Genomic DNA, 12,415 nt, shown 5'->3' on the forward strand with positions numbered 1-12,415 from the left:
CACCCCGGCGCACCGCCATACCGCAGCCATGTCTGCGAGCGGAACAACCCTTGCGACCCTTGGCATGACATATTAGGCCATGGATGGAAACATCCCGCACGTGCGCCCTTTGCACATGCCCCCCGATCCGAGCGCAAGGAGCCCGTGATGCTGCCGCTGAATTCCAACCAGATCCCGGCCATGTTCAACCGCGCCATGGGGCTCGCGCGCAGCGGCAAACCGCGCGAAGCGCTGGATGTGCTGGCGCAACTGGCAAAAATCGCTCCGAAACGTGCCGAGATCCCTTTTCACATGGGGCAAATCCACATGCAGGCCGGGCGTCCCAAGGATGCGTGCCACTTTCTGGCCCGGGCCGCCAGTTTGGCCCCGGGTGAGGTAAAGGTCTGGCAGGCTTATGCCGCCGCCATCGCAACCCATGGCGACGATGCCGCCCGGGCGGATGCAAAAGCGCAGTTGAAAGCCGCCAATCTGGGACAGCGGGATCGCAAGGCCATCGCCCGAGCGATGGATGCCATGCCATCCAGCACCGCCCGGATGACGACCAAAGTGTCGACCGCCGAGATCAACAAGCTGGTCGCGCAGATCAATGCCGGCCAGATCGCCGAGGCCGAAGCCCAGGCGCGCCAGTTGATCGCGACCCGTGGTGGCAGCGAAGTCCTGTCGACCATTCACGGCGCCGCCCTAGCCAGCCTGGGCCGCAGCGACGAGGCCGAAGCCGCTTTTCGCGCCGCCCTTGCCATCGACCCGGATTACGGCGAGGCAGCGGCGCAACTGGGTCAGTTGCTTCTGGCGGCGGGGCGTCATCAGGATGCCAAGCCCTTGCTGCTTCACGCAAGGCGATTGATCCCGCACAACCCCATTGTTCTGGGCAATCTCGGCAAGCTTTATCAGGATCTTGGCTCTCCGACCGAGGCGGTGGACTGTCTTGACCGGCTTCTGAAACAGGACCCGGACAACCGTTTGGCCCTGATGACGCGGGCGCAGGCCCATATCACGCTGGAAGACGCGGCCGCCGCGATGTCCGATCTGGACCATCTTGAGCGGCTTGCCCCCCCCACCGGCGAAACACTGGCGCTTGGGGCAGTGGCCCGAAAACTGGCAGGCGACGTGGATGGGGCCCGCGACCGGATCGACGCGGCCCTGAAGGCGGACCCGGGCAGCCTGCGGGTTGTCACCATCGCGGCCAATATCCTGCAACAGTCAGGGGCGATGGACGACGCCGACACCGTTCTGCGCGACGCCCTTGCCCGCGATGTGCGCTCTGGCGCCATTTACCGGATGATTGCACATGGCAAGAAGCTTGCCGCCGATGATCCGGTGGTCACCGAGATGAAAGAGCTTTGGTTGTGTGATGACCTGCCGGACGAGGGTCGCATGGATTTGGGCTATGGCCTTCTGAAAGTGATGGAAGACCTCGGCGACTATGATCAGGCCTGGCACTATCTGGCACGTGCGAACGAGATCATGGCGACGCGCCATCCCTATGATCGGGCCAAGGCGCAGCGGGACTTTGACAAGCTCCGTGCATTTCTTGAAGGCTTTGACAGAAACCGGATCGGAACGGTCGGCTATCAGGACAACCAGACCATATTCGTGACCGGCCTGCCCCGCTCGGGCACAACGCTGGTCGAACAGATTCTGGCCAGCCATTCGACCATCACCGGTGGTGACGAGCTTGGTATCCTTCACCCGCTGGCGTTTCAGGCCGTGGCCCAGACCGACCGTGACGGCGACACCATCGCCGATATGACCGCCGCCCGGTTCGAGCAGATCGGTCGTGACTATCAGGCCGCGATCGACATACGCGTGCCGGGTGCAGACCGGATCACCGACAAGACGATCTCGACCTATCAGATTGCGCCGCTGGCGTGGCTGTCACTGCCCAATGCCAAGATTGTCGTCCTGCGCCGCGATCCGCGCGACAACCTGTGGTCGATCTTCAAGAACCGGTTTGTGACCGGGTTGCATCTGTATTCCTACAACCAGTCCGACCTTGTCGAAACCTACCGCCTGTTCACGGAATACCTTGCCCTGTGGCGGGACATGGCGCCCGAACGCATCTATGAGCTTCAATATGAAGCCCTTGTCGCCAACCCCGAGGAAGAGGTGCGCAAGCTTCTGGAGTTCTGCGAATTGGAGTGGGAGGACGCCTGTCTGAACTTCCACAAGACCGACCGTGACGTCAAAACCCTGTCTTTGGCGCAGGTGCGACAACCGCTTTACAACTCGTCCATCGGAAAATGGCGCCGCTACGAACAGCAGTTGAGCGAGATGATCAACGGGTTGAAAGGTCTGGACGGGGTGCCAGAAGACTGATCACGGACGCCCCTGCCCCGTGCCCATCCGACGCAGGAGTTACAAGTCCTGCTGCGCCCCGAACTCGCCCACCGCGCGACCAAGGTCGGCGGACAATCTGATGTATATTTGATCCAGTGCCTCGAACATCGCGTGGTTCAGGGCATGCCCGGCCTCGGTTTCGGAAAACGCCACATAGTCATCCAGCACCTGCTGCGAAACCGGACCGTAAGCGGTCGACAGGAAGGCATACAGCCACTCCGATGTATCGCGCCGGATCTCGACCTCCTGCGACCAGACCTCGAACAGGATTTCCTGTTCGGTCAGCTTTTCGGCGGGCACCGGATGGGCATCGGTCATGGCACGCAGAAACGCATAGTTGGAATTCAGCGCGCCCATCACATTGCGCTCCACAAGATCGTTGACTTCAACAAACCGCAAAATGGCGTCTTCATGCGGGGTCAGCGCGCGACCGCTTGACCATGCGCTACGAGCACGCTCTTCGACATCGGCATCCAGAAAGGCGCGGCGCGCAGTGATTTCCAGATCGACAACGCTTTGGATGTCGTCTGATTCATAGAAATCACAAAGCGCATCAAGATGACCTGCATCCAGCGCGGCTTCCATCGCCACTTCCGCGTCGCTCTTCAGCCGGCCGAAATCATATATTGCGTGCACCCGTTTGCGCCATGGCTCGCCACCGGGATGGCCCAGCAGATCGACATCAGCCTCCAGCGCCATATTGGCACCTTCCTCGTGCATGATCTCAAGCAGGTCATTTAACCGAAGAAGCGACCACAGCCTGTCGTAATCGTTTGACTCGCTTTGCGTCACCGACCTTGTGTCAGACGACCCCGCCCAACCAACGGTTGTTGCGCCAAACACCGCCAGCACGAACAGCACCACTGCGACGCCAAGTGTCTGTCGCAGCCCGGCGCGCATCACAATTCCTGCTCGGGGCGCAGATCGACCAACCGGCTGGCCAATGTTTCATATCGCTCGGCCATGATCTGATACTGAACCGCGTTCAAAATTTCATAGACCTGACCCATCTTCGGATTCTGGAGTGCCGCCAGATAGTCGATCAGCTCTTCATCGGACAGCGCACGATACGCATAAGCATTGGCGACAACGCTGTTCACCTCGATATTCTTGCGCATTTCACCGGCTTGCTCCATCAACATCAGGCGCAAATCCTCTTCCGAGACATCAAAGTCGCTGACCCCTGCCGCAACGGCCGCCATTAGATACCGAACCTGGATTTCCACGATCGACTTAACCGCTGTTTCCGTTGATCCAATCGCCACGCCCATCTCGCGAAACAAATCAATGCGAATGCTGTTTTGCTCCAGCAACTCACCCGTCAATCGTTCGCCTTCCTCGTATTTCTCGGTGTCATCAGCCATATGGCTTTCATTCTCCACCTCGACCAGGCGCTGGCCCAACGGGCTGCTATAGAAGGCCGCGCCGTGATCTAGAAGCTCGTCGGGCATCACCGCGCTCAGCATCTCAACCGCTTCGGTGATCATCTCATCCGGGTCAAAGACCTCTTCCGCCAGCCTGACCCATTGACGGCCGAATACATCCGGATCCTCGCCGGTCAACGCCGGCCCCGCCATCGCGCCCTGCTGGATCGAGGCGATCGCCACATCAAACCCCGTGACCTTGAGGAAGTCGCGAATGTCCTGTTCTTCCGCCGCATTCGCCGCAGACGCCGCCCCCAGCATAAAGAACACGATGGCAAATAACGGTGCCAATCTGTTGAGTTTCATCGGAACATGTGCCTTTTCGACTGGATTGTTTACCGCAGCCTAGCCCCGCTCAGTTCGAGTGCCAAGCGCTGCCCGATCACGAAACCGCAGGTCGGCAACGAATTGTTCAAAAAATGGCTTGCACATGCCGCGCGAGGCAATTATGCCCCCCGCAAGACCCCCGCGGAGAGGTGCCGGAGTGGTCGAACGGGGCGGTCTCGAAAACCGTTGTGGGTGCAAGCCCACCCAGGGTTCGAATCCCTGTCTCTCCGCCACTTTCAGGTGTTGTCATTGGGTAAGACGGCTGTCTGCCACAAGCTCTCCACCATCCCTCCATCACCTTTTGTAAGTCTCGATATGACGCCGAGATAGGTCAGAAGGTTCTTCGCCGAGGCAATCAAAAAGGCGGATACGGGCTTTACCTGTATGATCTGTTGTGAAACTAAGCCAACCAATCCGAGTTGTGCCAAAGCGGTGTTTACATGTCTTCGAAGCGTATTTCTGTCATCATTGCAGCCTATAACGTCGAAAACTTCATTCAAGAAGCCATCCAGTCGGCTGTTGATCAGACTCCGCCTTTTCACGAGATCATTGTTGTAAACGATTGCTCATCGGATGACACACCGCGACTGATTGACGAGGTTTCAGCGGGTCAGCCGAATGTCAAAGTGATCCACTGCGACGAAAATTGCGGCCTTGGATCGGTGCGGAACCTCGGCACCGCAAACGCAACAGGAGATTACATCGCCTACCTGGACGGTGACGATTACTTTACCCCCGATGCTCATACGTTGATGCAACAGGCGATTGCCACGGACCCCGACTTGGCGATCCTTAACCACAGCCGGTTTCATCCCGATGGGCAGATCGTTCCCAATGTGATGACAGACTTGTTGTCGGCAGCTGTTCACAGCACGGCCGATGCGAAGAAGGCATTGTTCGACAATCTGAACGTTGCCTGGAACAAGGTTTATAAACGAAAGTTTCTGGATCGGACCGGGCTGACGTTTCCGGTCGGCAAATACGAGGACATAGCGTGGAATTATCTTGCATTGATCCATGCAGATACAATCGCCACCTCGCCCGAAGTAATCGTCATGTATCGCCAACGCGAAGGCTCAATCCTGCGCAGCCAGAATGATACACATTTCGAGCTTTTCACCCGATGGAGCGAGCTCTGGGAAGCGGTATCGGGTGACCCTGCACTGATGGATGAATTTGGCGAGACCTTGCGGCTTCGAATATTTCGCAGCTTGGTTCATGTGTTGGATTCAAACCGGTTGCCCAAAAGCAGCAAGGCAAGATTTGCAGAACAGATCCGCCAATATTGCAAACCTGCAGAACGGTTCAATCGTTCCCAGATGGGGCGATCGGATATGCTGCTCGGATATCGCGGCGGGTATTATCTGCGTCAAATTCTTCGGGCCGAACCCCTTTCACGACTGCGACTCGGTGCCCGGGTCGTCCCGCGGATCGCGCGCATGGCCATCGAGAAAATCAATCTGATTATCTACAAGCTGCTGTTGTCGCGACTGCCTCTTGATCACAACCTGGTCGTTTATGAATCGTATTGGGGGAAAAAGATCGCCTGCAATCCCTACGCCATCTACCTGACCCTGTTGGACCGGGCACCGGGGAAATACAAGCACGTCTGGGTCGTGCAGGGCAACAAGGACCATCGGGGCACGAACGGCGGTGCAACCCATGTGAGACAAAACAGCTTGCTGTATTTCTATTATCTCGCGCGCGCGGGATATTTGATCAACAACGCCAATTTTCCTGACTTTCTGAAGAAACGAGCGGGATCGACACATGTGCAGACCAAGCACGGTACGCCCCTGAAGTATATGGGTTTGGATATCTTGAAGAAGGATCCGGATGCATTTGCTGATCCTGCCCTGTTTGCAAAACGGTGTTTGCGTTGGGACTATGTTATTTCGTCTAACCCCTACTCGTCCCGGATCTGGCGCCGAGGCTTTCCTTACAACTACAAGGTCATCGAAACTGGATATCCACGCAATGATCGGCTGATAAAAAGTTCCTCTGATGAACGTGCTGCGTTACGCGAGAAGTTAGGCTTGCCGAAAGACAAGAAGATCGTGCTTTATGCTCCGACTTTCAGGCCAGAATATTCGCGCGTTGATGCTGCGGGGCAACCGCAAAAGGAACAGATCGTCAGCGCGATCATGAAAGGGCTTGGAGCGGATAGCGTTCTTGCCATCCGAGATCACTATTTTCTCGGCGCAGACAGTGGCTGGTCGAATGATCCACGGGTCGTTGACCTAAGTTCGCATGCCAGCACCACCGACGTGTTGCTGGTTACTGACCTGTTGATAACCGATTACTCTTCGATCATGTTCGACTACGCGGTTCAGAAACGGCCGATCATAGTTTTGGGCTACGACATGGCGCTTTATGAACAGACCCGCGGCATGTATTTCGACATCAAAACAGAGAACCCCGGTATCTTCTGTGATGACCTGCAACAACTGACCATTGCGCTAAACAACAAATCATATGAATCCGAAGATGCTCTGGATCGCCTGAACGCCTTCCACGACAAGTTTTGTCCGTGGGAAGATGGCAATGCGGCGGATCGCGTTTACGATCTGGTCTTCGACACTACGAAACAGGGTTTCTGATGCCACTCATTCGCCACGATGGAAATCTGGTCTTTTTTGTCCACGTTCCGAAGACTGGAGGTACCTCGATCGAGAAAGCCCTGAAAGATGCAGGTGCGTCGGTTGCGTTGCTCTATGGCTCGCGCTTTGAAGGGTTTTGCAAAACAACGTTTCAGCACTTGAACGCCGATATCTATGAGAAGGTTATTCCCCCCGCATTCTACGACTACAGCTTTGCAGTTGTGCGGCATCCCTTCACCAGATTGGTCAGCGAATACTACTACCGGCGCAAACGCGGCTTCGCGAAACGAACCTTTGACGACTGGCTGAACAGGGCGATGAAAGACTATCGGCAGAACCCTTACATCATGGACAACCATTTTCGACCTCAGGTCGATTTCATTCGCCCCGGTGTCGAGGTGTTCAAGCTGGAAGACGGGCTTGAACATCCTCTCGCGGCTGCGTCCCATCATTTGGGCCTGACGATGCCTGCCCCGTCGTCGCATGTTAACAAGAGCCAGTCCAAAGAACCTGTGGTTTGGTCCAGACGAACCCGTGCACGCATCACGAAGTTTTACAAAGCGGACTTTGATCGTTTTGGTTACGACCCCAACGAAGAATTCAGCGAACTTCGCCTCTGGTGACGGCGCGATTGCGCATCGAAGCGATACGGGATCGCCCGCCATCCCATTGGAAAATGAGGTCCGACCCGACAGTTTCTCGGGTCAGCTCTTCAGGTAAGCCGCAAGGGCTGCTTCGGTGCCATTCGACCAAATCAGTCTGAACCAGCGGATGAAACTTTCGCCAAGACGCGTGTTGTCTGCAAGATCGCCATAGAGGTTGCGTTGTTGCAGCCATGACAGAGGATCATTCCTGGCGGCGTTTGCAGCCGCTACAAGGTCGCCCCAAATCGGATCATTGGGTGCGATCTCGGTTCCATCCTCTCGGGTGCCCGCACACATTCTGGCCCACAACGCCTGAGACAGCGCAAGCCCCTCCATAGGCCCATCCTTTGCAAGGGCGTCGCGCAATGTCGGCAGGATGAACCCGGTTTGGCGTGAGGATCCATCAAAGGCGACGCGGCGGACCGTATCGACGATCTCGGGATTGGAAAACCGGCGATCAATCAATTTGACATACTCATCGGGTGTCATGCCTGGGACGGCGTCCACGCAAGGTGCAATCTCGGTCCCCGCCACCTTGCGAAAAAAAGGCCCGATCAGCGGATGTTCCATACATTCTGATATCAACCCGACTGACAAAACCTCGCCGGGGTTCGAAATCAGCTGATGTCCCCCGTTGAGAATGCGAATCTTCATCATCTCGTAACTGTGCACGTCATCGGTGAAGATGGCTCCGGCCCTGTCCCAATCCGGGCGGCCAGCACAGAAATCATCCTGGATGATCCATTGGCGGAAAACCTCGTGTGTGACGGGCGCAGCATCGTCAATGCCAAAGCCCTTGACCAGTTCCAGTTCTTTCGGCCCGGTGGCAGGGACGATGCAATCAACCATCGAGTTTGGAAAACTGCAATTGTCGTCGATCCAGTCGGCCAGTGTGCTGTCACTTAGCCGCGCCAGCGATACGACCGCTTGGCGCAAGATGTCGCCATTTCCCTGCAAATTATCACAGCTTTGGCCCGTGAACGGCCCGACACCCTGTGCCCGTCGGCGTTTCAACGCGGCAACCATCGCCCCGAAGGCGGTACGCGGCGTTTCCGGGTTCGCTGCGTCATGTTGAATATCTGGATGGCCGTGATCGAACCGCTTTGTCACCGGGTCGATGTAATATCCGCCTTCGGTAACGGTCAGCGAGACAATGCGGATCTCTGGATCTGCTATGCGGGCGATCAGCGCGGCGTTGTCATGTTCGACCGGGATGAACCCGATCATTGATCCGACCACCTCGGCCGACTGAACTGCTGGGTCAAGCTCGATCAGGGTGTACAAATAATCCTGCGCCGCCAACCGCTCTCGTTGGCGTTCATCCGCATCACGGACACCCGCGCCAAGGATGCCCCAATCCAGTGCCTCGCCCTGCTGCATCAAGCGATGCAGATACCATGCCTGATGGGCGCGATGAAAATTGCCAAGACCGATATGTACAATGCCGGGCGTGACCGAGGACCGGTCATAGGTCGGTCGTCCAATATCGACAGGCAGTTGCGCCAAGTTGGTGTTACACAGTCTCACGTCAACTCATCCAGTTGCCGCCATCGACGTTCAACGTCTGCGCGGTGATGTATCGGGCGTCATCCGAGGCCAGAAAGACGCATGGATCGGCCACGTCACGCGGGTCGCCCATCCGCCCCAGCGGCACCGCGTCGCCTACTTCGCGCTTCTTCTGTCCGATGGGCTTGTTTTCGTATTCGGCAAATAGCGCGTCGACGGCCTCCCACATCGGCGTGTCGATAACGCCGGGCGCGATCGCGTTCACGCGGATGTTGTCGTCCGCCAGTTCAAGGGCCAGGCTTTGGGTGATCGAAATCACCGCCGCCTTGGTCGAGCAATAGAGCACGATGTTCGGCTCACCTCGCCGCCCGGCTTGCGACGAGAAGTTGATGATTGCCCCGCCTGCGCGCTTTTTCATCGACGGAACAACGGCTTGAATGGCAAAGATGGTGCCGCCAACATTCACGTCATATTGGCGGCGATAATCCTCGACCGTTACTTTGTCGATGGACGCCATGTTGAAGATCGCGGCGTTGTTGACCAGTATATCGATCCCACCCCACACCTTTTCGACCGCAGCGACACCCGCCGCGATCGACGTCGGATCGGTCACATTCATCGGCACGGCCAGCCCGCCAATCGCGCTGGCGGTCGATCTTGCATCGTCTTCCAGCAGGTCGGCAACGGCCACCTTTGCGCCCTGTGCCGCGAAGGCTTCACAAACGGCGCGCCCGATGCCGCGCGCCCCGCCCGTGACAAGCGCGACCTTTCCGTCGAGTCGTTTCATGCGACACGCAATCCTGCTTCATCGAACTTGTGAAGGTGGTTCATGTCCGGCGTGAGATAGACCCGGTCGCCATGCTTTACGGTAAATTCTCCACTCGCCCGAACCGTCATCGGATCACAACCCGGAACACCATGAATATGAATATAGGTATCTGATCCAAGATGTTCAGCGACGCCGACAGTGCCTTGCCACAGCCCTTCGGTCGTCGAGACCGTAATGTGCTCTGGGCGGCAACCGATACAGTGGGCACCATGCGCGGCAGCTTCGGCGCCTTCGATGAAGTTCATCTTTGGCGACCCGATAAACCCAGCAACGAACTTGTTGCAGGGTGCGTTGTACAGATCAAGTGGGCTACCGACTTGTTCAATCACACCCGCCTGAAGCACCACGATCTTGTCAGCCATCGTCATCGCTTCGACTTGGTCATGCGTCACATAGATCATTGTGGTTTTCAGCCGCTCGTGCATTTCGCTGATTTCCAACCGCATCCCAACGCGTAAGGCGGCATCGAGATTTGACAGGGGTTCATCAAACAAGAAGGCAGACGGTTCGCGCACAATCGCACGGCCAATGGCCACACGCTGGCGTTGCCCCCCCGACAGCTGGCCGGGGCGGCGGTCAAGGTAATCGGTCAGGTTCAGTGCGCTGGCAGCGGCTTCGATCCGGCGATCCTGCTCGGCCTTGTCCATCTTTGCCATTCGCATCGGGAACGCGATATTCTTGCGCACCGACATATGCGGGTAAAGCGCATAGGATTGGAATACCATCGCCAAACCCCGTTTGGCAGGCGGCGTATCGGTCGCATCCTCGCCATCAATCGAGATCTGGCCCGACGTCAGATCCTCCAGCCCTGCGATCATCCGCAGCAGGGTGGATTTACCGCAACCCGACGGGCCGACGAAAACTGTGAACTCGCCGTCTTCGATGGTCAGATCCAGTGGCGGAATAACCTGAACGTTGCCGAAGCTTTTGGTCACTTGGTTCAGTTGAATTTGTCCCATTGGTCAGTTCCTTATTTCACAGCGCCGAAGGTCAGGCCGCTGACAAGTTGCTTTTGGCTGAACCAGCCAAGGATGAGGATGGGCGCAATCGCCATTGTCGATGCCGCGCTGAGTTTGGCATAGAACAACCCTTCCGGGCTGGAGTAACTCGCGATGAACGCGGTCAGCCGGGCGGCTTTTGCGGCGGTAAGGTTCAGGGTCCAGAACGCCTCGTTCCAGGCAAGAATGACGTTCAGAAGGATCGTGGACGCGATGCCGGGAATGGCCATGGGTGTCAGCACGTAAAGAACTTCTTCGCGCAAACTCGCGCCATCCATCCGGGCAGCTTCCAGAATTTCACCGGGGATTTCCTTGAAATACGTGTAAAGCATCCAGACGATGATCGGCAGGTTGATCAGCATCAGCACGACAACCAACGCGATTTTCGTGTCCAGCAAGCCCATTTTGATGAAGATCAGATAGATGGGATACAACACGCCAACCGCTGGCAGCATTTTGGTCGACAGCATCCACAGCAGGATGTCTTTGGTGCGCTTTGACGGCACAAAAGCCATGGACCAGGCCGCAGGAACGGCAATGATCGTTCCCAGAAGCGTCGAACCACCCGCGATGATTACCGAATTCCATAGAAACCGCATGTAATTCGAGCGTTCCATCACCACGCCATAATTTTCAAGCGTCCAGTCGAACCCAAGGAAGATGGGTGGATCAGCGATGGCCTGCGCTTCGGTTTTGAAGCTGGTCAGGATTGTCCAGAGGATCGGGAAGAAGATCAGAAGACCTATAGCCCATGCCGCTGCGGTGTTTATGATTTTGCGTCGTTGGGTAACTGAGCGTGCCATTTTAGATATACCTCACGCGTCCAGATTTTTGCCGACCATGCGCATCAGGAAGATGGCAACGATGTTGGCAAGAATGATTGCATAGACACCACCAGCGGACCCAAGCCCGACATTCTGGCTTTCCAGCACACGCTGGTAAATCAGATAGGTGAGTGTTTTGGTGCCGAACGCACCTTGGGTGGTTACGAAAATCTCGGCGAAAATCGACAGAAGAAAGATCGTCTGGATCAGCACCACAACGGTGATCGCACGCCCAAGGTGGGGCAGAACAATAAAGGCAAAGCGGGCCAGAGGCGGGGCGCCGTCCATTTCCGAGGCTTCAAGCTGTTCGCCGTCCAGCGATTGGATCGCGGTCAGCAGGATAAGCGTGGCGAAAGGCAGCCACTGCCAGGACACGATCACGATGATCGAGGACATCGGCACCTGTGTCAGCCACTCGACCGGCGTTGCTCCGAAGAACTTCCAAAGGTGGGCAAACAAACCGTTCACCGGGTCCATGAACATGTTCTTCCAGACCAGCGCGGACACGGTCGGCATCACGAAGAACGGCGCGATGACAAGAATGCGAACCACCCCCTGCCCCCACATAGGTTGATTCAACAGGATCGCCAACAAGACACCCAGAACGACCGTGATGACCAAGACCCCGCCCACGATAACCAGGGTGGTCAGCACCGATGGCCAGAATGAACTGGAGGTGACGAAGCGGACATAGTTTTCGAAACCGACCCATCCAAGATCTCCGCCGCGCAGTGGCAGGTATTTCTTGAACGAGAAGAAAAGGGTCATGATCAGCGGCACGAGCATCCAGCCAAGAAGCAGGATAACTGCCGGGGCAAGCATGATACGTGCTGCGGATCGGGAATGTTGGGTCGCCATGACACATCTCCATTGCTGACGGACACGACGCCGCCGAAACAAGTGATAGTACTGCTGGAACTTATTAT

Annotated in this window: 10 protein-coding genes and 1 tRNA gene; 4 read left to right on the forward strand and 7 right to left on the reverse strand. The window is 56.8% G+C overall.

What is annotated here, in order from left to right:
* Positions 1–147: 147 nt before the first annotated feature.
* The gene (locus J3R80_RS01200; protein WP_275391929.1) at positions 148–2,316 is read left to right on the forward strand and encodes a tetratricopeptide repeat-containing sulfotransferase family protein; all 2,169 of its coding nucleotides are present in this window, start codon (positions 148–150) and stop codon (positions 2,314–2,316) included.
* A 39-nt stretch (positions 2,317–2,355) separates the two neighbouring features.
* Here the strand turns inward: J3R80_RS01200 and J3R80_RS01205 are convergent, their stop codons facing one another.
* Together J3R80_RS01205 and J3R80_RS01210 are read right to left on the reverse strand one after the other, a co-directional pair.
* Positions 2,356–3,237 carry a hypothetical protein gene (locus J3R80_RS01205; RefSeq protein WP_275391930.1) on the reverse strand — a complete coding sequence of 294 codons (882 nt, stop codon included), beginning with the start codon at positions 3,235–3,237 and terminating at the stop codon, positions 2,356–2,358.
* Positions 3,237–4,067: a DUF2059 domain-containing protein gene (locus J3R80_RS01210; RefSeq protein ID WP_275391931.1), complete on the reverse strand. Its 831-nt coding sequence runs from the start codon at positions 4,065–4,067 to the stop codon at positions 3,237–3,239. Before J3R80_RS01210 ends, J3R80_RS01205 begins: the two co-directional genes overlap by 1 nt.
* Before the next feature lie 164 nt (positions 4,068–4,231).
* Here J3R80_RS01210 and J3R80_RS01215 point away from each other — a divergent pair.
* The 3 genes from J3R80_RS01215 to J3R80_RS01225 all read left to right on the forward strand — a co-directional run bounded on the left by J3R80_RS01215 (position 4,232) and on the right by J3R80_RS01225 (position 7,311).
* Positions 4,232–4,321, forward strand: a tRNA-Ser gene (locus J3R80_RS01215).
* A 207-nt stretch (positions 4,322–4,528) separates the two neighbouring features.
* Positions 4,529–6,688 carry a bifunctional glycosyltransferase family 2 protein/CDP-glycerol:glycerophosphate glycerophosphotransferase gene (locus J3R80_RS01220; RefSeq protein ID WP_275391932.1) on the forward strand — a complete coding sequence of 720 codons (2,160 nt, stop codon included), beginning with the start codon at positions 4,529–4,531 and terminating at the stop codon, positions 6,686–6,688.
* A complete protein-coding gene (locus tag J3R80_RS01225; RefSeq protein WP_275391933.1) occupies positions 6,688–7,311 on the forward strand; it encodes a sulfotransferase family 2 domain-containing protein in 624 nt (207 codons plus the stop codon). Before J3R80_RS01220 ends, J3R80_RS01225 begins: the two co-directional genes overlap by 1 nt.
* An 81-nt stretch (positions 7,312–7,392) precedes the next feature.
* Here J3R80_RS01225 and J3R80_RS01230 read toward each other — a convergent pair whose 3' ends face one another.
* Genes J3R80_RS01230 through J3R80_RS01250 form a run of 5 tightly spaced genes read right to left on the reverse strand, consistent with a single transcriptional unit; the run spans position 7,393 to position 12,347 of the window.
* Positions 7,393–8,859: a mannitol dehydrogenase family protein gene (locus tag J3R80_RS01230; RefSeq protein ID WP_275391934.1), complete on the reverse strand. Its 1,467-nt coding sequence runs from the start codon at positions 8,857–8,859 to the stop codon at positions 7,393–7,395.
* 1 nt (position 8,860) lies between these two features.
* Positions 8,861–9,625 carry an L-iditol 2-dehydrogenase gene (locus tag J3R80_RS01235; protein ID WP_275391935.1) on the reverse strand — a complete coding sequence of 255 codons (765 nt, stop codon included), beginning with the start codon at positions 9,623–9,625 and terminating at the stop codon, positions 8,861–8,863.
* On the reverse strand, positions 9,622–10,626 hold the full coding sequence (locus tag J3R80_RS01240) for an ABC transporter ATP-binding protein (RefSeq protein ID WP_275391936.1): 1,005 nt from the start codon (positions 10,624–10,626) through the stop codon (positions 9,622–9,624). Before J3R80_RS01240 ends, J3R80_RS01235 begins: the two co-directional genes overlap by 4 nt.
* A gap of 11 nt (positions 10,627–10,637) precedes the next feature.
* The gene (locus J3R80_RS01245) at positions 10,638–11,468 is read right to left on the reverse strand and encodes a carbohydrate ABC transporter permease (RefSeq protein WP_275391937.1); all 831 of its coding nucleotides are present in this window, start codon (positions 11,466–11,468) and stop codon (positions 10,638–10,640) included.
* A gap of 12 nt (positions 11,469–11,480) precedes the next feature.
* On the reverse strand, positions 11,481–12,347 hold the full coding sequence (locus J3R80_RS01250; protein WP_275391938.1) for a sugar ABC transporter permease: 867 nt from the start codon (positions 12,345–12,347) through the stop codon (positions 11,481–11,483).
* Between the last annotated feature and the right edge of the window lie 68 nt (positions 12,348–12,415).

Source organism: Aliiroseovarius sp. Z3, assembly GCF_029105185.1.
Taxonomy (GTDB): Bacteria; Pseudomonadota; Alphaproteobacteria; order Rhodobacterales; family Rhodobacteraceae; genus Aliiroseovarius.